This window comes from Streptomyces sp. NPDC002701 (genome assembly GCF_042889045.1).
Taxonomy (GTDB): domain Bacteria; phylum Actinomycetota; class Actinomycetes; order Streptomycetales; family Streptomycetaceae; genus Streptomyces.
Genome location: NZ_JBIAQL010000002.1, coordinates 644,847 through 669,882, shown reverse-complemented (window position 1 = coordinate 669,882; position 25,036 = coordinate 644,847). Strand labels below are relative to the sequence as shown.

Sequence of the window (25,036 nt, the reverse complement as noted above, 5' to 3'; positions counted from 1 at the left end):
GCCGTTCCCCGCGCCCCTTCTGGGGCGCGCCCCCGACGAGGGCGCGCTGCTCAGCGCAGGAGCAGTTGCAGGCCGCCCAGTACCGTCGCCGCGATCACCAGTTGTTCGAACAGGCGCTGGTTGATCCGGTTCACCGCCCATCTGCCGAGGAGGGCGCCCGGCAGGACGAAGGCCGCGAGGGCCGCGTCCAGGAGCAGCGAGTGGCCGTCGATCAGGCCGAGGCCGACGCTGAAGGGGACCTTGGAGACGTTGACGATCAGGAAGAAGAAGGCGGAGGTGCCCAGGAAGCCGAGCTTGCGGAAGCCGGCGGAGAGGAGATACATCGACATCACCGGGCCGCCCGCGTTGGCGACCATCGTGGTGAAACCGCCCAGCACCCCGTAGGAGCGGGCCTTGATCCGGCCGGTCCGGGTGGCCACGGACTCCGGTTCCCCGCCGGCCTCCGCGTCGGCCTTCCGGCGGCGCCACACGGTGACCCCCGCCATCAGCAGCAGGATCGCGCCGATGGACGTCCGTACCATCGCGTCGTCGGCCCACAGCAGGAACACCGTGCCGACGACCACTCCGGCGGCGACCGCCGGGAACAGCTTCCACAGGGTCGGCCAGTGCGCGTGCCGCCGGTAGGTGAGCACGGCCAGCACGTCCCCGACGATCAGGATGGGGAGCAGCACGCCGGTGGACGCCCGGGCCGGCAGGACCGCCGCGAAGATCGCCAGGCTGACCGTGTTGGCCCCGCTCACGGCGGTCTTCGAGAAGCCGACGAGGAGGGCCGCGGCGGCGAGGGCGGCGAACTCCCAGGGGGTGATGTGCCAGAGCGTCATCGTGTCCATGCGAGGACCGATGCTATGCCCACCTATCCGGTCGTGTCAGGGGCGTCTCGCCAGGTGGCCCGTGCCGCCGCCGTCACCACCGGCTTCGCGCTCTGGACCGGCCCCGCGCCCGCTGGGAAGATCACCCTCGAACCTTCGCCGACGCCGTTGGAGGAACCATGGCCGACTCCCGCGAGCACTCCCTCACGGGCACCCGGTGCGGCATCACCGTCCGCGAGTGGCCACGGGAACACCCGCGGTACGTGGCGCTGCTGGTCCACGGGTACGGGGAGCACATCGGCCGCTACGCGTACGTGGCGGACGTACTGCGCGGGCACGGCGCGGCGGTGTTCGGCCCCGACCACATGGGGCACGGCAGGTCCGGGGGCGAGCGCGTGCTGATCGAGGACTTCGAGGACGTGGTGAGCGACGTCCACGCGGTGGAGCTGCTGGCCCGGGACACGTACCCGGGCGTTCCCGTCGTGCTGATCGGCCACTCCATGGGCGGTCTCGTCGCCGCGCGGTACGCCCAGCGGTACGGTGCCGGTCTGGCCGCGCTCGTCCTGTCCGGGCCGGTGATCGGCGGCTGGGAGCCGCTGCACCGGCTGCTCGCCCTCGATCCGCTGCCCGAGGTGCCCATCGACCCGACGGCGCTCTCGCGCGATCCGTCGGTCGGCCGGGCGTACGCGGCGGATCCCCTCGTTTGGCACGGACCGTTCAAGCGGCCCACACTGGAGGCGTTCGTCCGCGCTCTGGAGACCATCTCCAGGAGTGGTGACGTGGGGGCGCTCCCGCTGCTGTGGCTGCACGGGGACGCGGACAGGATCGTGCCGCTGCCCGCCAGCCGGGCGGGCGTCGAGGAACTGCGCGGCGACGCGTGGAGCGAGCACGTCTATCCGGGCGCCCGGCACGAGGTGTTCAACGAGACGCACAAGGACACGGTCCTCGCCGACGTGACGCGCTTCGTGGACGGCGTGCTCGCGCCCTGACGCGGGTGTTCCGGCCCGGGTGTCCCTGACTCACGTGTCCCTGACGCAGGTGTCCTGTGCCGGGGTGTTTCCGCTGGTCCGCCCTGGGAACCCGGGGCGGCACGAAGTGCCGGACGACACACGAAGTGGCCGATGAAAGGGGCACCCGATGGCCGACGCCCTCGAACTCGACGCGCTGTGGGAGGAGTTCCACCGCGTGGTGAACATGACCTCGCAGGAACTGGCCGCCTGGCTGCGGGTGAACGAGGCGTCGCAGGAGTCGGTCCCGCCGCCCGAGCACGCGGGCTCCCCCACCGGTGAGCACGTACTGGCCATCCTGCAGAAGCGCCGCGCCGATCTCACCGAGGACGACCTCGGCGTGATGTACGAGGTCGTGGACACGGTCACCGCCGAGACGGACCGGGAGCGTGCGGCGGCGGACGAGTCCGAGGCCGAGCGGACCCGTCGCCGGCAGCGCCTGATGACCCTGGGCCACGACGCGCTGAGGCCACCGGCATGAGCGGCGGGGCGGAGAGCGTCCTCGCGGCGCTGGTCGCCGGACACGGCCGTACGTTCGCCGAGGAGGCGGGCATCCGGCTGCGGAACACCCCGCAGCCGCTGTACCGGACCCTGGTCATGGCCTGTCTGCTCAGCGCCCGGATCCGCGGTTCCGTCGCCCTCGCCACCACCCGTGCCCTGTACGAGGCCGGGCTGCGCGATCCCCGCCGGATGGCCGGGGCCACCTGGCAGAAGCGGGTGGACGCGTTGGGCCGGGGCGGCTACCGGCGTTACGACGAGCGCACGGCCACGCAACTCGGGGACGGGGCGCGGCTGTTGCTGGACCGCTGGGGCGGGGATCCGCGCCGGATGCGGGAGGCGGCGGACGGCCCGGACGAACTGCGGGGCCTGCTGCGGGAAATACCGGGTCTGGGCCCCGCGGGTGTGGACATCTTCCTGCGGGAGGTGCAGCACGTCTGGCCCGAGGTCGCGCCGCACCTCGACGCGAAGGCGCTGCAGGGCGCGGCCCGGCTGGGTCTGCCGCAGGAGCCGGACCGGCTGTTGAAGCTCGCCGGAGACACCGAACCCGCTGTCCTGGCCGCCGCGTTGGTACGGGCGGCGCTCGACAGGACCGTCGTGGAGGACTGCCTGCGACACGCGGACGCGGCCCGGTCCTAGGGCCTTTCCTTTCGGATCGGCCCGGGTCCGCGGCGCCCGGCACGGCGCCTCCAGTGTGTTCGGCCAGTACATTCGGCGCGCTCGGCGCAGCAGCCGCCCCGCCGCCCTCCGGGGATGGGGCTCGCGGAGACCCGGCCCAGCAGTTCGGTGCGCGCGCCGGGCGGCGGCTCCACGACACCGGAGCGCGACCCTGGCAACACACCGTCAACTTAGCTTAGGCTAAGCTAACTTACCCGTATCGGGCTCGGGGCGCCCACGCCGTCAGGGAGGAGCCCGCCCATGGTCCTGCCCGTCGTCACCTCCTATCCGATGCCCGGCCATGACGCGGTCCCCGCGTCCGGGCCGCCCTGGACGATCGACCCGGCCCGGGCCGCGCTGCTGGTCCACGACATGCAGAACCACTTCGTCCAGGCGTTCCCGCCGGAGTGCTCACCCGTCGTGGAACTGCTCGACAACATCGAGACCCTGCGCGAACTCGCGGGCACCCTCGGCATCCCGGTCGTCTTCAGCGCCGAGCCGGCCGCCCAACGCCCGGGCCAGCGCGGCCTGATGACCGACATCTGGGGCCCGGGCATCGGCCCCGAGCCGGACGGGGACGCGGCGGTCGTGGCGTCGCTGACACCCCGGGTGGGCGAGCACCTGATGGTCAACGTCCGCCACAACGCCTTCCTGCGCAGCCATCTCGGCAGGCTGCTGCGCTCCGAGGGGCGCGATCAGCTGATCCTCTGCGGGGTGCGGGCGCACCTCGGCATCCTGCTCACGGCGGCGGACGCCTTCATGCACGACATCCAGCCGTTCGTCGTGGCCGACGCGGTGGCCGACTTCTGCGCGGAGGACCACGCGATGGCCCTGCGGTGGATCGCGCGTACCGGCGTCGTCTGCACCACCAACCAGCTGATCCGCCACCTCCTGCACGGCAGGGCCGTTCAGGCGCAGGGGCGTCCCGGATAGCCGTCGCTCTCCGGCACCCCCGCCTCGCGCGTCCGGCGCAGGGCCTCGTGCCGCGGACGGGCGGACGGCTCCACGGCTCCGGTGTGCGGGCCCGGGCCCGGGCTCACAGTGCGGACCCCTCGGTCTCCAGGCCGTCGACGAAGGTCGCGACCACCTCGATGCCGCCGATGCGCGCGACCTCCGCGCTCCTGGGGTCGTCGCCCAGGACGACCAGGTCGGCGCGTCTGCCCGGCGTGAGGCTGCCGGCGCCGTCCTCCCAGTGGCAGGCGAAGGCGCCGGCCACGGTGTAGGCGCTCAATGCCTGGTCGACGGTGATGCCCTCGTCCGGGCCGATGACCTGACCCGACTCGGAGGCCCGCTCGACCATGAACTGGATCGCCCTGAGCGGCGATCCGTCCGCGACGGGCCGGTCGGAGCTGCCGACGAGCGTGATGCCGTGGTCGAGGAAGCTCCTCCCCCGGTACAGCCAGGGCGCCCGCTCCTCCCCCATGATCGCCGCGTAGTCGTCGCCGAAGTACCGCAGGAAGTTCGGCTGGACCACGGCTGCCACCCCCAGGCGCGCCATGCGGTCGAGCTGGTCGGGGCGGACGAGGCCCGCGTGCTCGATGCGGTGCCGGGCGGCCGGCCGCGGGCGCAGGCGCTGTGCCCGCTCCAGGGCGTCCAGCGCGAGGTCGGCCGCCCGGTCGCCGATGGCGTGGACGGCGAGCTGCCAGCCCGCGAGATGCCCGTCGACGATGGTGTCCGTGAGCGATCCGGCATCCTCCTGCAACTGGCCCGCGTGGTCGAGCCCTTCGTAGGGGCGGCTCAGCGCGGCGGTACGGGCCATCATGCCGCCGTCCGTGTAGATCTTCAGCGCGCCGACGGAGAGCCGGTCGTCACCGAACCCGGTACGCAGGCCGAGGTCCAGGGCCCGGGGGATGCCGTCGTCCCGGTGGGCGCCGACCGGCCGCAGCCGGTCGGCGGACACCATGAGCTGGACGCGCAGGGGCAGTTTGCCCTGTTCCCGGGCGAGTTGGTACGCGCCCAGTTCGACCGGGCTGTGCCCGAACAGGGCGCCGCCGATGCCCGCCTCGGCGCAGCCCGTCACACCTTCGGTCAGGCAGGCGCGCGCGGCATGGCCGATCGCGTCCGCCACCTCCTGCTGCGAGTACGGCAGCCGGAGCGCCCGCGCGGCCCCCATGGCACCCTCGGCCAGGAAGCCGTCCCCGCGGGCGAGTTCGGCGGGCAGCAGGTCCAGGACGGCGGTGCTGACCATGCAGCCGTGCCCGGAGTCGTGCATCAGGAACACCTTGCGTCCCGCGCCGGCCTTGTCCAGCTCGGCGGCGGTCAGATGGCGGCCCAGGCCCCGCTGGTCGTACCCGGCGAGGTCCGTCCAGCCTCCTTCGGGCGTGCGTGCCGCCGCCTCCGCCACCCTGGCCAGGACCTCCTCGACCGACCGGCACGGCGCCACGCTCGGCGTGCCCGCCTTGAAGCCGGTCCAGGCCAGGTGCACATGGCTGTCGATGAACCCGGGCAGCACGGTGGCGCCCTGGAGGTCGACCACCCTGCGGGCGGGCAGGCCGGCCACCTCCTCGTCCAGGCCCACGACGCGGTCCCGCCAGATGCCCAGTTCGCGGGCGACGGGCCGGTCCGGGTCCATGGTGAGGACGCGGGCGTTCGTCAGTCTCGTGGAGAGCATCGGCGGGGCCTCAGCCGGCCTGGTCCGCCGCCATCCGCTCCACCAGGCTCCTGGGGCGCATGTCCGTCCAGTTGGCCTCGATGTGGTCGAGGCACTCCTGACGGGGAGCCGGGCCGTGCGCGACGGTCCAGCCGGCCGGCACGTCCACGAAGTCGGGCCACAGGCTGTACTGGCCCTCGTCGTTGACGAGCACGGCGTAGGTGCCTTCGGGGTTCTCGAACGGGTTGGTGCTCACAGGGATCTCCTCCGACTCAGCTGTCGTACTCGGGTGGGGGACTAGTCACGGCCGGCCGCGCGGTCGACCAGGGCCTCCAGGGCGCGGAACCAGGTGCTGGCCAGATCGCGGACCGCCTCCTCGTCCAGGACCGCCGCCGGCCAGGACCAGTGGGCGGCCAGGACCGGACCGTCGGCGCGGTCCTCGGTCACCACGTTGATGCCCAGTGCGTGGCCCTCCCGCATCTCCGGCTCGGCTCCGATGTCCGAGACCTCCTCCTCGGGAGCGTACGACCAGTCCGTGGCCTCGGGGATGCCGAAACGGCCGAGGTAGTTGAACTCGATCTGCGGTGTCTCGAACGCGGCCAGCACCGGCGCCGTACGGGGGTTGAGGTGGCGGAGCATGCCGTAGCCGGCGCCGTTCGCGGGCAGTGCGGCCAGGTGCCGCCGGGTCCGGTCGAGCGCCGCCTCCACCTCCGGGCCGCCCGCCAGCGCCGCGCCCAGGTCGACGGGACCGGGATCCAGCAGGACGGGGAACACGTTGGTGAACCAGCCGACCGTACGGGACAGGTCGACGTCCCCCGCCACCTCCTCGTCGCGGCCGTGCCCTTCGAGATCGACCAGCACCGGTCCGCCGGGACCGCTGTCGTGCCGCCGACGCCAGTCGGCCACGGCGAGTCCGAGGCCGGTGAGCAGGACGTCGTTGACGTTCGCGCCGAAGGCGGCCGGCACCGCGGACAGCAGCGGGCCCGTCTGCTCGGCGGGCAGCCGCAGCTCCAGCCGCCGTACGGTGCCGGTGGTGTCGCGGGCCGGATCGAGCGGGCTCCTCAGCGGCAGGGGTGCCGCGCTCTCCAACAGCTTGGTCCAGAACGGTAGTTCGGCTTCCCGGGCCGGGTCCTGGGCGAGTTCCCCGAGCCGGTGCGCCCAGGTGCGGAAGGACGTGTCGACGGGTGGGAGCCCGGCGGGGCGTCCCGCCTCGACGGCCCGCCAGGCGGTCGCCATGTCCGGCAGCAGGACACGCCAGGACACGCCGTCGGTCACCAGGTGGTGCGCCATCAGGAGCAGCCTGCCGGGGTCGTCGCCCGCGTCGAACCACACGGCCCGCACCATGGCACCGGCCTCGGGGTCGAGCGCGGCGCGGGCGGCGTGGGCGCCGTCCGCGACGGCCGTCCGCAGCGCCTCGGCGTCGAGTCCCGCGACGTCGACCCGCTCGATCCAGGCCCCGGGGTCCACCGCGCCGGCGGGTGGCACCGCGATGCTCCAGGCACCGGAGTCGTCACGGACCAGCGTGCCGCGCAGCATGGCGTGCCGGTCCGCGAGCGCCCGCAGCACGGCCGTGAGCCCCTGCCTGTCCAGGGCGGCGGGTGTCTGGACGAGGGCGGCCTGGTGGTAGCCCTTGAAGGGGCCGCCCAGTTCGCGCAGCCAGTGCATGACCGGGGTGAGCGGCACGATGCCGGTGCCCTCGTCGGCCGGCCGGGCCTCGGTGGCCGCGGTGGTGGTCGCCACCTCCGCGAGTCCGGCGACCGTACGGTGCCTGAGCACCAGGCGCGGGGTGATGCGCACGTCCGCCGCGCGGGCCCTGCTGACGAGTTGCATCGCCATGATGCTGTCGCCGCCGAGGGTGAAGAAGTCGTCGTCGACGCCGACCTCGTCCAGTCCCAGGACGTCGGCGAACACGGCGCACAGGGTCTTCTCCAGCTCGGTGCCGGGAGCCCGACCGGTGGAGAGCGCGGAGAAGTCCGGGGCGGGCAGGGCCGCCCGGTCCAGTTTGCCGTTGGCGAGTTCCGGCAGGCGGTCCAGGAGGACCACGGCGGCCGGAACCATGTGGTCGGGCAGGTGCCCGCCGACGTGGGCGCGCAGCCGTCCCGGGTCGGGCAGCGCGCCGGGTACGGGGACCACGTACGCCACGAGAAGCTTGCGCGCACCCTCCTGACGTACCGTCACCACGCTTTGCGCGACGTCCGGATGGGCGGCGAGTACGGACTCGATCTCGCCGGGTTCGATGCGGAAGCCGCGGATCTTGACCTGGTCGTCGGCTCGGCCGAGGTAGTCCAGGTGTCCGTCGGCGGTCCAGCGGGCGAGGTCGCCGGTCCGGTAGAGGCGCGAGCCGGGCCCGCCGAACGGGTCGGCGACGAAGCGCTCGGCGGTCAGGGTCGGGCGGCCCAGGTAGCCGCGGGCGAGGCCCCCGCCGGCCAGGTACAGCTCGCCCGTCACACCGGGCGGTACGGGCTGCAGCCGGTCGTCGAGGACGTACGCGCGGGTGCCCGCGACGGGGCGGCCGACGAGCGGCCGGTCGCTGTCGCGCACCCGTGCCACGAGCGCGTCGACGGTGGACTCGGTGGGCCCGTACAGGTTGAACGCCTCGGTGCCGGTCAGCCGTCCCAGCCGCTCCCACAGGGCGCCCGGTACGGCCTCGCCGCCGACGCCGACGACCGCGAGGGGGCTGCTGCCGTCCTCGCGCACGAGGCCCGTCTCGGCCATCTGCGCGAAGAACGACGGGGTGACCTCCAGGAAGTCGAAGCCGTGCTCGACGACGGCCGCCGCGAGGAGGTCCGGGTCACGGCGGGTCTCGTCGGAGACGACGTGGACGCAGTGCCCGTCGAGCAGCCACAGCTGCGGCTGCCAGGAGGCGTCGAAGGAGAACGCCCAGGCGTGTCCGGCGCGCAGCTGCCGTCGGCCGGTGATCGCCTTCGCGGGCTCGTACAGCGTCTCGCGGTGGCTGTGGAAGAGGTTGCCGACCGTCTCGTGGGTGACGACGACACCCTTGGGGCGGCCGGTGGAGCCGGAGGTGTAGATGACGTACGCCGGGTGGCGCGGGGTCAGGGGCGCGACGCGGTCGGTGTCGGTGAGGTCGGTGGCGGCCTGGGCGGCGAGCAGTTCCGTCGTCGCGGGGGCGTCGATCTCCAGCACCGGCGGGCCGTCCGCGGGCAGCCGTGGCGCGAGCTGACGCGTGGTGAGCGTCAGGAGGGGGCGGGCGTCGCCGAGCGTGTCGCTCAGGTGGCCGGCCGGGGCGTCCGGGTCGAGCGGCAGGTAGGCGGCGCCCGCCTTGTGCACGGCGAGGACGGCCAGCAGGGTGCGGGCGGTGCGGGGCAGCGCCAGCGCCACGAGCCGCTCGGGTCCCGCGCCCCGCGCGACGAGCAGCCGGGCGAGACGGTTCGCCTCGGCGTCGAGCTGGGCGAACGTCAGCTCGATGCCGTCGGACGCGACGGCCGGCGCGTCCGGTGAGAGCGCGGCCTGCCGTGCGAAGAGGGCGGGCACGGTGGTCGGTCCGGCGAGCAGGGGCCGGTCGTTCCACTCGGTGAGGATGCGCCGGCGCTCCGCGTCGCCGAGGATGTCGATCCGGCTGAGCGGCGTGTCGGGGGCGGCGGTCACGGCCCGCAGGAGCCGGATGAGGCGCTCGGTGACGGCTTCGGCGGTCGCGGGGTCGAAGAGGTCGGTGCTGTACTCCAGGACGCCGTCGACGCCCGCACCGCCGGGCCGTTCCACGAAGTCGAAGGACAGGTCGAACTTGGCTCCGGTCTGACCGACCGGCTCCCGCCGCGACCGCAGTCCCGCGAGCCCCGTCTCGTCGCCGCCTGCCGCGAGGTACACGACCATGACCTGGAACAGCGGGTGCCGGGAGAGCGAGCGCGCCGGGTTGAGCACGTCCACGACGCGCTCGAACGGCACGTCCTGGTGGTCGAAGGCGGCCAGGTCGGTCTCCCGGACCCGGGTCAGCAGGTCACGGAAGGCCGGGTCGCCCGAGGTGTCGGTGCGCAGCACCAGCGTGTTGAGGAAGAAGCCGACCAGGTCCTCCAGCGCCTCGTCGGTGCGCCCGGCGATCGGGCTGCCGAGCGGGATGTCCGTGCCGGCGCCCAGCCGGGTGAGCAGGGCCGCCACCGCGGCCTGGACGACCATGAACACGCTGACGTGGTTCGCCTGCGCCAGGGCGCGCAGTCCCGCCGCCAGTTCCGGGTCCAGGGCCATGTCGACGGCGCCGCCGCGATAGCTCGCCTCCAGCGGGCGGGGCCGGTCGGCGGGCAGCGTGAGTTCTTCGGGGAGGTCCGCCAACGCCTGCTTCCAGAACGCCAGTTGGCGGTGGGCCAGACTGTCCGGGTCCTTCTCGTCGCCGAGCAGGGCGCGCTGCCACAGGCTGTAGTCGGCGTACTGGACGGGCAGTGGCGCCCTGTCCGGTGCGCGGCCCGCGGTCCGTGCCTCGTACGCCTCGGTGAGGTCCCGGGTGAGCGGCCGGTCGGACCACTCGTCGCCCGCGATGTGGTGGAGCAGGAGCAGCAGGACGTGCTCGTCGGCGCCGGTGCGCAGCAGGTGGACCCGCAGCGGCGGTTCCCGGTCCAGCGCGAAGCCGTACGCGGCGGCCTCGGCGAGCCGCCCGGCCAGTTCCTCCTCGCTCGTGACGGAGTCGGCCACCACCTCGACCAGGGACGGCCTGGGCTCCAGGATCCGCTGGTACGCGCGCCCGTCCTCCTCGGGGAAGACCGTGCGCAGCGGTTCGTGCCGGGCCACGAGGTCGTCGACGGCGAGCTGGAGCGCCTCGGCGTCGAGCCGGCCGGTCAGCCGCCAGGCGAGCGGGATGTTGTACGTGGGGCCGGCGCCCTCCACCCGGTAGAGCACCCACAGCCGCTGCTGGGCGAAGGAGAGCGGCATACGGTCGGGGCGCCGCGCCGGTACGAGGGCGGGCAGGCCGGTGCCGGCCCCGTCCGACCCCTGGAGGCGCCCGGCCAGCCGGGCCGCCGTGGACGCCTCGAACACCGTGCGCAGCGACACCTCGGTGCCGAGGGCCGCCCTGATCCGACCGGCCAGGCGCATGGCGACCAGCGAGTGACCGCCGAGGGCGAAGAAGTCGTCGTGGACCCCGACCCGTTCGAGGCCGAGGACGTCGGCGAACAGTCCGCAGAGGATCTCCTCGCGCGGGGTGCGCGGCAGGGTCTGCGTGGTCCCGGCGGCGAAGTCCGGGGCGGGCAGGGCCCTGCGGTCGAGCTTGCCGTTGGGGGTGAGCGGCAGGGCGTCCAGGGCCGTGAAGGCCGCCGGGACCATGTGCTCGGGCAGGGCGGCCGCGGTGTGGCGGCGCAGTGCCGCGGGGTCGGTGACGCGTCCGGCCGCCGCGACGACGTACGCCACGAGCCGCTGGCCGTGCGGGACGACGACGGCCCGGGCGACGGTGTCGTGCCGGACGAGTACCGCCTCCACCTCGCCGGGTTCGACCCGGAAGCCGCGGATCTTGACCTGGTCGTCGGTGCGCCCCAGGTACTCGACCGTGCCGTCGGACGTCCAGCGGGCCAGGTCGCCGGTGCGGTACATGCGCTCGCCGGGCCCGCCGTACGGGTCGGCGACGAACCGCGCGGCGGTCAGCGCGGCGCGGTCGAGGTAGCCGCGGGCGAGCTGGGCGCCGGCCAGGTAGAGCTCTCCCGCGACCCCCGGCGGCACCGGTCGCAGTCCGGCGTCCAGGACGTACACACGGGTGTTCCACACCGGCCGCCCGATCGGCACGGACGGGGCGCCGGGGCGCACCTCGATCGCCGTGACGTCCACGGATGCCTCGGTCGGCCCGTACAGGTTGTGCAGTTCGACGGACGGCAGGGCGTCGTGGAAGCGGTGCGCGAGCGGCGGGGGGAGCGCCTCGCCGCTGCACAGCACCCGGCGCAGCCCCGTGCAGCCGGCCGCTGCCGGCTCCTCCAGGAACAGCTGGAGCATCGACGGCACGAAGTGCACGGTGGTGACGGCTTCCCGCCGGATCAGCTCCGCGAGGTAGCGGGGGTCCTTGTGTCCTTCCGGCTCGGCGACCACCAGGGCGGCCCCGGTGATCAGCGGCCAGAAGAACTCCCACACGGACACGTCGAAGCTGGACGGGGTCTTCTGCAGCACCCGGTCCTCGCCGGTCAGGCCGTACTCCTCCTGCATCCACAGCAGGCGGTTGGCGATGCCCGCGTGCGGCACGACGACCCCCTTGGGGCGGCCGGTGGAGCCGGAGGTGTAGATCAGGTAGGCGGGGCTCGCCGGGTCGTGGGTGAGCGGGAGTTCGCTCTCTTCGCCGTCCGGCAGGGAGTCCCGGATCACGCACACCGGGCGGGCGTCCGCGAGCATGAACGCCAGGCGTTCCGCCGGGTAGTCGGCGTCCAGCGGAAGGTAGGCCCCGCCCGCGCGGTGCACGGCCAGCAGGGCCACCACCAGGTCGGCCGAGCGCGGCAGGGCCACGGCCACCGTCGTCTCGGGGCCCACACCCGCCCCGGCGAGCACGCGTGCGGTGTGCTCGACGCGTGCGTCCAGCTCCGCGTAGGTCAGGCGCTCCTCGCCGAAGACCAGGGCGGGCGCGCCGGGCGTGCGGGCCGCCTGGGCCCGGAACAGTTCGGGAAGGGTGGCCGCGGTCGTGTCGTGGGCCGTGTCGTTCCACTCGGTGAGCACGAGGGCGCGCTCGGCCGCGTCGAGGACGTCCAGTTCCCGCACCGGCCGGTCCGGTGCGGCACTCGCCTGCTCCAGCAGCCGGACCATGCGCCGGGTGAGGCGCCGCGCCGTCGCGCCGTCGCACAGGTCAACCGCGTACTCGAGGAGCAGGACCAGCCGGTCCGCCTCGTCCACGAAGGTGAAGTGCAGGTCGAACTTGGCCCGGCCGGTGTCCATGTCGAACCACTCGGTGGCCGTGCCGAGCACGTCGGGGTCGCCGTCGGGTCGGTGGTGGTAGCCGAGCATGACCTGGAAGAGCGGGTTGCGGCCGGCCACCCGGGCCGGGTTGACCGCCTCCACCACCTGGTCGAAGGGCAGGTCCTGGTGCTCGAACGCCTCCAGGGCCGCTTCCCGTACCCGTCCGAGGAGTTCACGGAAGGTGGGCTCGCCGGACAGGTCGGTGCGCAGGACGAGGGTGTTGACGAAGAAGCCGACCAGGTCGTCGAGCGCGTCGTCCGTGCGGCCCGCGATGGGCGCGCCGAGCGGGATGTCGTCACCCGAGCCGAGCCGGTGCAGCAGGGCCGCGGTGGCCGCCTGGAACAGCATGAACATGCTGGTGCCGGTGGCGGTGGACAGCTCGCGCAGTGCCCGGCCGGTGTCCGCGGGCAGTTCGAGGCGTATCTTGCCGCCCTGTCCGGTCGGCGTGTCCGGGCGGGGCCGGTCGAGGGGCAGCGGCAGTTCGTCCGGCAGGCCGCTCAGGGTGCGGGTCCAGTAGGCGCGTTGCTGCTCGCCGACCTGGCCGAGGAGGTCGTCCTGCCAGAGCGTGTAGTCGGCGTACTGGACCGGCAGGGGGGCCCAGTCGGGTTCCCCGCCCGCCGCCCGGGCCGCGTACGCGGTGTTCAGATCGGCGAGGAACGGGCGGTCGGACCACTCGTCGGTGGTGATGTGGTGCAGCACGACGGCCACCACCTGGTCGGCCGGGCCGGTCCTGAACACCTCGCAGCGCAGCGGGAGTTCACGGGCCAGGTCGAAGGGGCGGCGCTGCGCCGACTCGATCAGCGCGTCCAGCGCGTCCTCGGCGCAGTCCGTCACGGTGACGGCGGGCATCGCCTCCGTGGCCGGCAGGATGCGCTGGTACGGCTCTCCGTCGTGCTCGGGGAACACCGTGCGCAGCGCCTCGTGCCGCCCCGCCACGTCGCGCAGGGCGGCGCGCAGCGCGTCGAGGTCGAGTGCGCCGCGGAGCCGGAAGACCAGCGGGAAGTTGTACGCGACCCCGCTGCCGGTGATCCGTTCGACCAGCCACAGGCGGCGCTGGGCCGGTGAGAGCGGGATGCGTCCGGCTCGTTCGGCGGGGGTGACGGCCGGGCGGGCGGGGCGTCCGGTGCCGGCCCGCGCGGCGAGCAGTTCCGGTGTCGGCGCCTCGAAGAGGTCGCGGATCGCCAGCTCGGCGCCGAGCTCCGTGCGGGCCCGGCTGATCAGCCGGGTGGCGAGCAGGGAGTGGCCGCCGAGGTCGAAGAAGCCGTCCTCCGCGCCGACCTCGGGCAGGCCCAGCACCTCGGCGAAGAGCCGGCACAGCACCTCTTCCGCGGGGGTGCGCGGTCCGCGGCCGGTGCCGAGCGCGACGGCCGGTTCGGCGTCGGGCAGGGCGCGCACGTCGAGCTTGCCGTTGTCGTTCATGGGCAGCCGGTCGAGGGTGACGAACGCGGCCGGGACCATGTAGTCGGGCAGCTGCTGCCTGAGGTCGTCGCGCAGCCGCCGCACCAGGCTGTTCGCGCCGCGTGCGGCGGTGGGCTCGTTGGCGTAGGGCGCCTCGCCGCCGCCCGGCAGGTACAGCCCGGCGGTACGGCCGGGAGCCTCGCCGGGACCGGTCGCGGCGACGAACACGGCGTCGTACGTGCCGGGTTCACGGGACCAGGTCGTCAGGACGTGACAGCCGAGCGGGGCGGCGAGGTCGTGCAGCGTCTCGGGGTCCACTCCCCCGGCGGTCCCGACGCGGGCGTCCGGGATGCCGGTGAACCGCAGCGGGGTGACCGCCCGGACGAGGTCGGCCACGTCGAGGTCGTCGGTCCAGCCGGCCGACGGGACGCGGTCGAGGGCGAGGTCCGCCTCCCCCGCGTACAGGACGGCGTCGTACCGGTGGCGGGTGAGTTCGTTGTGGTGGCGGGCACGCTTGGTGCGCAGGTCGACGCGGTGGCCGAGGGTCGTGAAGTAGTCGGGGTCGACGAGCAGTTCCTTCTCCAGGCGCAGGCCGCGTTCGACGGCGCGCTCCAGCGCCTCCCCGGTGACTCCCCTGGCCTGCTGGATCTCCGTCTGGAAGGTCCTGGCCAGGCGCAGGTTGCGGACGTCTCCGACGAACAGCGCGCCACCGGGAGCCAGGAGTCCCATCGCTCCCTGGATCACGGACGTCAGGTAGTCGACGCTCGGGAAGTACTGGATGACGGAGTTGATGACGACGGTGTCGAAGTATCCGTCGGCGGGCAGGCCGCTCAGGTCGTCGGCCGGCTGGGCGCGCAGGGTGACGCGGGCGGCCAGCTCCGGGTCCTGGGCCAGCTCCTCGCCGATCTTGCGGATGACGGGCGCGGCGAAGTCGGTGGCCCAGTACGCCTCGGCCTCCGGTGCGAGCCTGGACAGCAGCAGGCCGGAGCCGACACCGATCTCCAGGACGCGGCGCGGGCGCAGCGAGCGGATCCGGGCGACGGTGGCCTCGCGCCACTCCCGCATCTCCTCGAAGGGGATGGGCCGGCCGTCGTAGGAGGAGTCCCAGCCGGCGTAGTCCTCGGTGAAGACGGCGGTGCTGATCTCCTCGTACTCGTCGGAGTAGATCTCCTGCCACTCGCCGACCTGCTCGCGTTCGGCGCCGTCGCGGTCGTCGCCGGTGAGCGGCGCCGGGACGACGTAGCCGACGAGGCGTTCGTCGCGGACGACGACGGCGGCGTGCGCGACCTGCGGGTGCCGGGACAGGGCGGTCTCGATCTCGCCGAGCTCCACGCGGTAGCCGCGGATCTTGACCTGGTCGTCGGTGCGGCCGAGGAAGTCGAGGTTGCCGTCGGGGCCCCGGCGTACCAGGTCGCCGGTGCGGTACATGCGCTCGCCGGGTGCGCCGAAGGGGTCGGCGACGAACCGCTCGGCGGTCAGGGCCGGCCGGTCGAGGTAGCCGCGGGCCAGGCCGATGCCCGCGATGTACAGCTCGCCGGGCACGCCCTCGGGCACCGGGCGCAGCCAGGCGTCCAGGATGTGGGCGCGGGTGCCGCGGATCGGACGTCCGACGGTCGGGGTGGCGCTGTCGAGGGTGCCGCCGCCGAGGGTGTTGATGGTGTATTCGGTCGGCCCGTAGAGGTTGTAGCCGTACGTGCCCTCGGTGTCGCGCAGCCGGTTCCACACGGTCTCGGAGACGGCCTCGCCGCCGAGCAGCACGAGCGGCGGCCGGTGGCCCTCCAGCAGGCCCTGCTCGATGAGGAGGTGGGCATAGGTGGGGGTGACGTTGATGACGTCGACGCGGTGGGTCTCGCAGTACGCGACCAGGGCCTCGGCGTCGCGTCGCAGTTCCTCGTCGCAGATGTGCACCTCGTGGCCCTCGACGAGCCACAGCAGCTCTTCCCAGGACATGTCGAAGGCGAACGACACCGTGTGGGCGATGCGCAGCCGGCGCCCGCCCGCCGAGGCGATGGCCGGTTCGAAGATCTCCCGCTGGTGGTTGAGCTGCATGTTGGTCAGGCCCCGGTAGGGCGTGACGACACCCTTGGGCCGGCCGGTGGACCCGGAGGTGTAGATGACGTACGCCGGGTGCTCCAGGCTGAACCGGCGCCGCTCCAAGTGGGCCGGATATGAGGCGAGTTCGGCGTCGACGGCCGGGTCGTCCAGCAGGGCGCGGGGCGTGTGGGCCGCCGCCAGCCGTGCGGAGACGGCCGCGTTGGACAGCAGCAGCGTGGGCCGGGCGTCCTGGAGCATCCCGACCAGCCGGTCGTCCGGGTGGTCCAGCTCCAGGGGCAGGTACGCGGCGCCCGTGCGCAGCACCGCGAACAGCGCGACCACCATGTCGAGCGAGCGGGGCAGCCCGAGCGCGACGACCCGCTCGGGGGCGGCGCCGCGCTCCAGCAGCAGACGGGCCATGCGGTTGATGCGGGCGTCGAGTTCGGCGTACGTGAGGGTCCGGTCGCCGAAGACCAGCGCGGTGGTGTCGGGGGTGGCGGCTGCCTGGGCGGCCAGCAGGTCGGCGATGGTGTCCTCGGGGTCGGGCACCCGCCCGGCGGCCCGCTCGCGCGCCAGTTCCCGCTGTTCGGCGGGCAGTTGCGCGTCGAGGCGGCCCACGGGGGCGTCGAGGTCGCGGGTGAGCCGGTCCAGGAGCAGGGTGAACCGGTCGAGCAGTTCCTGGGCCTGCGGGCGGGCGATCACGTCGGCCCGGTGGGTCAGGGTGACCTGGATGCTGCGGCCGGGTGTGACGACGAGGTTGACGGGATAGTGGGTGGCGTCGACGTTGGCGACGGCGGTGGCTCCGTGGCGTTCGCCCAGTTCGGCGAGGCGTTCCTCGGTGTCACTGTTGCGCAGCACGAAGAGGGTGTCGAAGAGCCGCCGGTGTCCGGTCTCGGCCTGCAGCACACCGAGGCCGAGGTACTCGTACGGCATGACGGCCAGCCGCTCGTCCTGGACTCGGCGCAGCAGTCCGAGCACGGGTTCGGCGGGGTCGTAGGCGATGCGGGCGGGGACGGTGTTGAGGAACATGCCGATGACGTTCTCGATCTCCGGCACCTCGCTCGGCCGCCCCGCGACGGTGGTGCCGAAGACGACGTCGGTGCGGCCTGTCGCACTCGCCAGGGTCAGGCCCCACGCGGCGTTGAGCACGGTGTTGAGGGTCAGCCCGTGCCGGCGGCCGATGTCGCGCAGTCGTGTCCCCACCTCGTCCGGGACGAGGACGTCGAGGCTCTCCGGGATGTCCGGCTCCAGTCCCTGGTCGGCGGCGGCGAGCAGGGTGGGCTCGTCGAGTCCGGCGAGGGCGGTGCGCCAGGCGTCGGTGGCGACGGCCGTGTCCTGGGCCTCCAGCCAGGTCAGGTAGTCGCGGTACGAGCCGGGCGCGGCGAGGCCGTCCGGGTCGCCGCCGGACGCGTACAGGGCGAAGAGCTGGTCGAGGAAGAGCCACGCGGACCAGCCGTCCCACAGGAGGAGGTGGCGGCCGACGACGAGGCGGTCACCGCGTTCCGCCCCGAGACGCACGACGAGGATGCGGAAGAGCAGCGGGCGGGTCAGGTCGAAGCGGCGGGACCGTTCGGCGTCCGTCACCTCCCGCAGCCGGGCGTCCTGTTCCGCGGCGGGCAGCCCGGAGAGGTCGACCTCCTCCAGCGGGATCTCCGGGTCACGGACGATGAACTGCACCGGCTGGCGCAGCCCTTCGCTGGTGAAGCCGGCGCGCAGGCTGGGGGTGCGCTCCAGCAGGACGCGGACGGCGGTGCGCAGCCGGTCCGTGTCGAGCGGAGTGGCGAGGTCGAACGACTCGTGGACGGTGTAGACGTCCAGGGCGCCGGAGTCGTACGTGGAGTGGAAGAACAGACCTTCCTGGAGCGGGGCGAGGGGCCAGATGTCGTCCACGGGGCCGGGGCTGAGGCGGCGGACGCGCTCGGTCTCCTCGGCGGTGAGGGCGAAGTCGGAGCGCAGGGCGCGCGTCTCGGCGACGGGGACGGCCGCGGCCGCCAGGGCGGCGGGCGTGCGGTGCTCGAAGACGTCGCGGGGGTTCAGGTCGAGGCCGGCCCGCCGGGCGCGGCTGGAGACGCCGATGGAGGTGATGCTGTCGCCGCCGAGCATGAAGAAGTCGTCGTCGATGCCGACCTCGTCGAGCTTGAGCACCGCGGCGAAGATGTCGGTGAGGGCGCGCTCCCGCTCGTCGCGGGGTGCGCGCGCCTCGGCCCGTACCGCCTGCGGCGCGGGCAGCGCGGCCCGGTCGAGCTTCCCGCTGGGGGTCAGTGGGAGGGATTCCAGGACGACGTAGGCGCCGGGCACCATGGGGGCGGGCAGCGACGCGGACAGGGCGTCGGCCAGGTGGGCGGGTTCCGGGCGGGCGTCGCGCGCCGGGACCACGTAGGCGACGAGGGCGCCGCCCGTGACGGTGACGGCTGCCTGGGCGACCGCGTCCTGCCGGGCCAGCGCGGCCTCGATCTCGCCGAGTTCGACGCGGTTGCCGCGGATCTTGACCTGGCGGTCGGTGCGGCCGAGGTACTCGACGACGCCGTCCGCGCGACGGCGTACGAGGTCACCGGTGCGGTACATGCGCTCGCCGGGTGCGCCGTACGGGTCGGCGACGAACCGCTCGGCGGTCAGGGCCGGCCTGGCGTGGTAACCGCGGGCGAGCTGCACGCCCGTGAGGTACAGCTCGCCGGGCACTCCCGCGGGCACCGGGCGCAGGCAGGAGTCGAGGACGCGCAGGCCGGTGTTCCACACCGGCCTGCCGATGGGCACGGTGGTGCCGGGCGTTCCGTCGTACGCGTGATGCGTGACGTCGACGGCGGCCTCGGTGGGGCCGTACAGGTTGTGCAGGGGCACTCCGGTGAGGTCCCGCCAGCGGGCCGACGCGGCGCCGGGGAGCGCCTCGCCGCTGCTGAAGACGCGCCGCAGCGAGGCCGCCCACGCCGGGTCGGCGGTGATGTCCTGCGACTGCAGGAAGGCTTCGAGCATCGACGGCACGAAGTGCAGGGTGGTGACACCCTGAGTGCGGATCAGCTCGGCGAGGTACGCGGGGTCCCGGTGGCCGTCCGGACGGGCGAGCACGACCGCGGCGCCCTCGCACAGCGCCCAGAAGAACTCCCACACGCTCACGTCGAAGCTGGCCGGGGTCTTCTGGAGCACACGGTCGTCGGCGGCCAGCCCGTACTCGCCCTGCATCCACGCCAGGCGGTTCACGACGGCGCGGTGGGTGACGACGACGCCCTTGGGAAGGCCGGTGGAGCCGGAGGTGTAGATCAGGTACGCGGGGTCGTCGGGGTCTGCGGGAGTGGCGTCGGGGCTGGGCGTGGTTCCGGGGACGCGGGTGGTTCGGGCGACGCGCGTGGCCGCGGGCCGGTCGTGGGCGGGGGCGTCCACCAGAAGGTGGTCGAGCCCCGGGATCGCGGGCAGCCGGTGCGCGGTGCCGGCGGTGGTGACGACCGTCGTCGCCCCGGAGTCGGTGAGCATGTGCGCCACCCGGTCGGCCGGGTAGTCCACGTCGACCGGGAGATAGGCGGCGCCGGACTTGAGCACGCCGAGCAGGGCCACCATGAGGGCGGTCGAACGCGGTACGGCGACCGCGACGACCGCGCCGGGTCCTGCGCCCTTGGCCCGGACCCGCCTCGCCAGCCCGGCGGCACGCGCGTCGAGTTCCGCGTATGTGAGGGTCTCGTCCTCGTACACGACCGCGGTGGCGTGCGGGGTGCGGGCCGCCTGGGCCTCGAAGGCCGCGGCGAGGGTGGTGGCGGGCACCTCCCGCCGTTCGCCGGCGGGGTGGGCGTGGGACAGCTCCGACGGTGACAGGAGCTCCAGGGCGGCGGCCGGTCGCCCCGGGTCCTCCGCCAGGGCGTGCAGGATGCGGGTGAGTCGGTCGGCGACGCGGCGTACGGTCTCGGCGTCGAGCCGCCGCGCGTGGTGCTTCAGCCGCAGGTCGAGGCGGCGGCCCGGCTTCACGATCAGGGCGAGCGGGTAGTGGACGGCGTCGTGGAACTCGTGCCCGGTGACCCGGATGTGGCCGGACGGATCGGCGAGGCCGGTGGCGGCCGGGTAGTTCTCGAAGACGACCAGGGTGTCGAACAGCTCACCGCCGCCCGCGAGTCCGGCGACCCGCTGGATCTCGGCGAGACCGAGGTGCTGGTGGTCCAGCAGGGCGGTCTGCTCGTCCTGGAGCCGGCCGAGGAGACCGGCGAGGGTGTCCGCGGGCTCCCAGCGGAAACGGGTGGGAAGGGTGTTGATGAACAGCCCGACCATCGACTCGATGCCCTCGACCTCGGCGTCCCGGCCGGAGACGGTGGTGCCGAACACCACGTCCTGGCGGGCGGTGAGCCGTCCGATCAGCAGACCCCAGGCACCCTGGACGACCGTGCCCAGCGTCACGCCGAGCTCGCGGGCGCGCGCCGACAGGCGGGCGGTGACCTGCTCGGACAGTTCGACACGGACCTGGGCGGGCGTGATCGGCGTGCCGTCGGCGGGCGTCTCGACGAGGCGGGTCGGCCCGTCGATCCCGGCGAGCGCCGCGCGCCAGGTCTCGCGGGCCGCCGCGCGGTCGGCGGCGGCCAGACCGCGCAGGTACGTACGGTACGGCGTGACCTGGGGCAGCGGGGCCGGGTTGTCGCCATAGCAGGCGAGCAGTTCGCGGTGCAGGACCGGCAACGACCAGCCGTCGGCCACGCTGTGATGGAACGTCAGCAGCAGGCGGCCGCGGTCCGCGCCGAGTCTGACGAACGCGCAGCGCACCAGGGGCGGCCGGGCGAGGTCGAAGCGGTGGGCGCGCTCCTCGGCGGCGACCGCGTCGGCGGCCGCCCGCAGCCGGTCCTCTGCGGTCCGGCCGTTCGCAGCGGCCTGTCCGTTCGCGGCGGCCCGGCTGCCGTCCTCCTCGGAGAGGTCCAGCTCGCGCCAGGGCAGTTCCAGGCCCTCGGCGACGAGCTGCACGGGGCGGCCGTCGGGAAGCGCGCGGAAGCAGGCCCGCAGCGGGGCGTGCCGGTCGAGGACGCGCTGGGCCGCCCGGCGCAGTGCCCCGGCGTCGACCGGGCCGGACAGTTCGAGGGCCTGCTGGACCACGTAGGTGTCATGGTCGGCGCCGTCGACGAGGGAGTGGAAGTAGAACCCCTCCTGGAGGGGGCTCAGCGGCAGCACTTCCCGCACGGTGAGCGGGTGCTCGCCCTGCAGTTCGGCGAGTTCGGACGCGTCGAGCCGCACGAGGGGGGCGTCGTCGCCGACGGGCGTCCCCGTGCCGGCGTCCGCGTCGCCGCGCACCTGTGCGGCCTCGGCGAGGGCCGCGACCGTCCGGTGCCGGAACACGTCGCGGGAGCTGAGGCGCAGCCCGGCCCGGCGTGCGTGGATGAGCAGCTGGATGGCGGTGATGCTGTCGCCGCCGAGGGCGAAGAAGTCGTCGTCGATGGTCGCCGACCGCAGGCCGAGCACCTCGGCGTAGGCCGCGCACAGCACTTCCTCACGGGCGTCGCGCGGCGGGCGGCCCGAACTGAGGGCCCCGTAGTCGGGCACGGGAAGCGCGGCGCCGTCGAGCTTGCCGCTCGGGGTGACCGGGAGGCGGTCCAGGGGGACGACGGCGGACGGGACCATGTACTCCGGCAGGTGCTCGGCCGCGTACGAACGCAGAGCCTTCATCAGGGAGTTGACGTCCCGGAAGGGCGCGGGGCGGTTGGCGTGCGGGACGGTTCTTCCGGAGGGGCGGTAGAGCGGGGCCGCTGCCCCCGGCCCGGTGCCGGCGGGGCCGAAGACCACGTCGAGGCTGCCGTCGTCGGCGTCCCTGTTCCAGGTGACGGCAGCGTGCAGGCCGTGCCGGGCGGCGAGGGCGTGGAGGGCTTCCGGGTCCGGCGCGTCGGCCGGTGAGGCGGGGCGGCTGCTGTCGGCGAGGGCGGTGAGTGCGGTGAGGTCTTCGGCTAGGCGGGCGTTGGGTACGCCGGTGACGCGGAGCGGGGTCGTGTGCCTGGCCAGCAGGGCGTCGAGGCCGGCCAGGTCGGTCAGGTCCGCCCAGGGGACCTCGGCACCCGTGACCAGGTCGCTCGAAGCGGCAACGCCGCCTTCAGCTCGGTTGCGCAGTTCCCCGCGCCCCTCAAAAGCCGGCCCGTCGCCCGTGACCGGCTTGCGCAGTTCCCCGCGCCCCTCAAGAGCCGGGTCGCCGCCCGTGACCGAGTTGCCCGGAGCGGTACCGTCGCTTTCAGCTCGGTTGCGCAGTTCCCCGCGCCCCTCAGAAGCCGGTCCGTCGCCCGTGAGCGGGGTGTGCGGTTCTTCGCGCTTCTGGAGGAGTACGTCGTAGCGGTAGCGGGTCAGTTCGTTGTGGTGGCTGCCCCGCTTGACGCGGATGTCGGCGTCGAAGCCGTCGAGGTTCGCGAAGTAGTCGGGGTCGAGAAGCAGTTCGCCCTCCCAGGCGACCGACCGCTCCACGGCGGCCCGCAGGGCCTGCTTGTCCTGCGGGTCGGCCGCGCGGCGCGTCTCCACGGCGGCGCGCAGGCAGCGCAGCAGCCGGGCGTTGCGCACGTCACCGACGAACAGGCGTCCCCCGGGCGCGAGCAGCTCCGCCGCGGCGCGGATGACATCGGTGAGGTAGTCGGCGGTCGGGAAGTACTGGGCGACGGAGTTGAGGACGACCGTGTCGAAGTAGGCCCGCGGAAGTCCGTCGGTGTCGTGCGCGGGCCGGGCGCTCAGACGCACCCGGTCGGCCAGTTCCGGCACCGCGTCGACCTGGGCGCGCAGCGCCCGTACCGCCTCCTCGGAGAGGTCGGTGCCCCAGTACGCCTCACAGCCGGGGGCGATCCGGGACAGGAGCAGTCCGCTGCCGACGCCGATCTCCAGTACGCGGCGCGGTGCGAGCTCCCCGATGCGGGTCAGGGTCGCCTCGCGCCACTCGCGCATCTCCGCCACCGGGATGGGCAGCCCGTCGTACATGCTGTTCCAGCCGGCGAAGTTCTCCCGGAAGGCCGCGGAGGCGTCGCCCGAGACCGGCGAGTCGTCCCGTCGGCCTTCGGATCCGGCCGCCGCGTAGAGCAGTTCGTGCAGGTCCTTCCACTCCTGGACCTGTTCGCCGAAGTCCCGGTCCGCGTCCAGGGCGGGGACGACGTAGGCGGCGAGCCGGCGGTCGCCGGGGCGGTCCTCGCGGACCAGGACCGCGGCCTGTTCCACGGCCGGGTGGGCGCGCAGCACGGACTCGATCTCGCCGGGCTCGATACGGAAGCCGCGGATCTTCACCTGCGCGTCGGCGCGGCCGAGGAACTCCAGCCTGCCGTCGGCCTTCCAGCGCACCAGGTCGCCGGTGCGGTAGAGCCGCTCGCCGGGCGCGCCGAACGGGTCGGCGACGAACCGCTCGGCCGTCAGGTCGGGCCGCCCCAGGTAGCCACGGGCGAGTCCGGCGCCGCCGAGGTACAACTCCCCGGGCACACCGGCCGGTACGGGCTGGAGCCGGGCGTCCAGCACGTACGCGCGGGTGCCGGGGTCGGGGATGCCGATCGGCACGATCGTGCCGGCGGGGGTGTCGGGGTCGCACAGGCCGAGGGTCGAGTTGGTGGTCGCCTCGGTGGGGCCGTACGCGTTGAACATCATCCGGCCGCGGGCGTACCGGCCGACCAGTTCGGGCGACACCCGTTCGGTGCCGGCGAGCAGCGTCGCGGGCGGCAGTTCGACGTCCTCGGGCATCGCGGCGAGCAGCGCCGGTGGGAGGATCATGAAGGTGATGCCGTGGGCGTGGGCGTAGTCGGCGAGGGGTGCGCCGGGCACCCGCAACTCGGCGGGGACGACGACGAGCCGGCCACCGGAGAGCAGTCCGAGGCACAGGTCCCAGAAGGCCACGTCGAAACTCGGCGAGGCGAACTGGAGGACCCGGCTGTGCGGTCCGATGCCGAACCGCTCGGTCTGCGTGGCGACCAGCTTGGCGACACCGGCGTGGGAGAGCACCACTCCCTTGGGGCGGCCCGTGGAGCCGGAGGTGTAGATGACGTAGGCCGCGTTGCCGACGGAGAGGGCGCCGGGGTCGGGCGGCGACGGCTCATGCTCCGTCAGCTCGCGGACGGTGTCCGGCGCGTCCAGCACCACGACGTCCATGCCCTCGCACGGCGGGATGTCCTCGGCGACCTCGGCGGTGGTGAGCAGGCAGGCGGGCCGCGCGTCGGCCAGCATGTAGGAGATGCGGTCGGCCGGGTAGTCGGTGTCGACGGGCAGGTAGGCGGCGCCGGACTTCAGTACCGCGACCTCGGCGACGACGAGTTCGGCGGAGCGGGGCACCGCGAGGGCCACCACGCGTTCGGGTCCGGCGCCGCGGGCGACGAGCGCACGGGCCAGCCGGTTGGCGCGTGCGTCCAGTTCCGCGTAGGTCAGCCGGGTGTCCTCGAAGACCAGCGCGATCTCGGCGGGCCGCTGCCGGACCTGCTCGGCGAACATCTCCGGCCAGGTCCGCGGGGGGATGTCGTGGTCGGTGTCGTTCCACTCGCACAGGACGCGGTGGCGTTCCGCGGCGTCCAGCAGGTCCAGTTCACCGACGGGGACGTGCGGCCGGGTGAGCGCGTCGGTGAGCAGGGTGACGTAGTGGTCCGCGGCCCGCTGCGCGGTCTCGTCCCGGAAAAGGCCCTGACGGTACGCCACCCGTACGGTGCCGTCCCGCACTTCGAGCGCCAGATCGAGCAGACCGCCGCCCCGGCCGTCGAGCAGGCCGTCGCCCCGGCCGTCGGGCGAGCCGCCGTCCCGGCTGCCGGAGGCGGCGTGCGCCCGGTCGTCCGGGGTGCCGTCGTGCCCCGTCCCGAAGGCCGTGTTGAACAGAAGCCCCCCGCCCCTGGTCGGCTCCGGCCGCAACTGCGCGACCAGCACGTCCGGTTCCACGTGATGGGCGGCGGCGCCCTCGCACGCCTCGGCGACCCGCCGGACCAGTTCCGCGAAGGCGGTCCCGCCGTCGAGGGCGACCCGGATCGGCAGCCCCCCGTACCCGACGGTGATGTCGTGCGCTCCGCCGTAGCGGTGCAGCAGGGCCACGAAGGCGGACAGGAGGGTGACCTCGTCGGCCGCCGCGTCCAGCGTGCGGCCGATCGTCCGCTGCTCGCCGCCGGGCGCCGACGGATACGGGAAGTCGACGGGCAGGACCGCCTCCTGGGGAAGGGGATCGAGCCGTCGGCGCCAGTACGCCGTCACATCTGCGTCGTCGATGCCGGACACACGCGTTTCGAAACCGG

8 protein-coding genes are annotated in these 25,036 nt (G+C 73.9%); 4 read left to right on the top strand and 4 right to left on the bottom strand.

The features are described 5' to 3' along the window. Window positions 1-50: 50 nt before the first annotated feature. Window positions 51-830 (bottom strand): sulfite exporter TauE/SafE family protein, encoded by a 780-nt coding sequence (locus ACFYXC_RS07205; protein ID WP_389547906.1) that lies wholly within the window; start codon window positions 828-830, stop codon window positions 51-53. A gap of 158 nt (window positions 831-988) precedes the next feature. Here ACFYXC_RS07205 and ACFYXC_RS07200 point away from each other — a divergent pair, with 158 nt between their 5' ends. The 4 genes from ACFYXC_RS07200 to ACFYXC_RS07185 all read left to right on the top strand — a co-directional run bounded on the left by ACFYXC_RS07200 (window position 989) and on the right by ACFYXC_RS07185 (window position 3,904). After that, window positions 989-1,798: an alpha/beta hydrolase gene (locus ACFYXC_RS07200; protein ID WP_389547903.1), complete on the top strand. Its 810-nt coding sequence runs from the start codon at window positions 989-991 to the stop codon at window positions 1,796-1,798. A 148-nt stretch (window positions 1,799-1,946) separates the two neighbouring features. Continuing rightward, a complete protein-coding gene (locus ACFYXC_RS07195; protein WP_389547899.1) occupies window positions 1,947-2,297 on the top strand; it encodes a DUF3140 domain-containing protein in 351 nt (116 codons plus the stop codon). Further along, entirely contained in the window at window positions 2,294-2,953 is a 660-nt protein-coding gene (locus ACFYXC_RS07190; protein ID WP_389547896.1) for an endonuclease, read from the top strand. Before ACFYXC_RS07195 ends, ACFYXC_RS07190 begins: the two co-directional genes overlap by 4 nt. Before the next feature lie 279 nt (window positions 2,954-3,232). Beyond that, complete coding sequence (locus ACFYXC_RS07185; protein ID WP_388905232.1) at window positions 3,233-3,904, top strand: isochorismatase family protein; 672 nt, start codon at window positions 3,233-3,235, stop codon at window positions 3,902-3,904. A 103-nt stretch (window positions 3,905-4,007) separates the two neighbouring features. Here ACFYXC_RS07185 and ACFYXC_RS07180 read toward each other — a convergent pair whose 3' ends face one another. The 3 genes from ACFYXC_RS07180 to ACFYXC_RS07170 are packed head-to-tail and all read right to left on the bottom strand — an operon-like array spanning window position 4,008 to window position 25,019. Next, on the bottom strand, window positions 4,008-5,582 hold the full coding sequence (locus ACFYXC_RS07180) for an amidohydrolase (RefSeq protein ID WP_389547893.1): 1,575 nt from the start codon (window positions 5,580-5,582) through the stop codon (window positions 4,008-4,010). 10 nt (window positions 5,583-5,592) lie between these two features. Then, a complete protein-coding gene (locus ACFYXC_RS07175) occupies window positions 5,593-5,817 on the bottom strand; it encodes an MbtH family protein (protein ID WP_389547891.1) in 225 nt (74 codons plus the stop codon). A gap of 41 nt (window positions 5,818-5,858) precedes the next feature. Further along, a complete protein-coding gene (locus ACFYXC_RS07170) occupies window positions 5,859-25,019 on the bottom strand; it encodes an amino acid adenylation domain-containing protein (RefSeq protein WP_389547888.1) in 19,161 nt (6,386 codons plus the stop codon). Window positions 25,020-25,036 lie beyond the last annotated feature (17 nt).

Excerpts from the sequence above, each read along its gene's own strand:
- ACFYXC_RS07185 (WP_388905232.1), top strand. The coding sequence starts at position 3,233 with ATGGTCCTGCCCGTCGTCACCTCCTATCCGATGCCCGGCCATGACGCG.
- ACFYXC_RS07200 (WP_389547903.1), top strand. The coding sequence starts at position 989 with ATGGCCGACTCCCGCGAGCACTCCCTCACGGGCACCCGGTGCGGCATC.
- ACFYXC_RS07195 (WP_389547899.1), top strand. The coding sequence starts at position 1,947 with ATGGCCGACGCCCTCGAACTCGACGCGCTGTGGGAGGAGTTCCACCGC.
- ACFYXC_RS07180 (WP_389547893.1), bottom strand. The coding sequence starts at position 5,582 with ATGCTCTCCACGAGACTGACGAACGCCCGCGTCCTCACCATGGACCCG.
- ACFYXC_RS07205 (WP_389547906.1), bottom strand. The coding sequence starts at position 830 with ATGGACACGATGACGCTCTGGCACATCACCCCCTGGGAGTTCGCCGCC.
- ACFYXC_RS07190 (WP_389547896.1), top strand. The coding sequence starts at position 2,294 with ATGAGCGGCGGGGCGGAGAGCGTCCTCGCGGCGCTGGTCGCCGGACAC.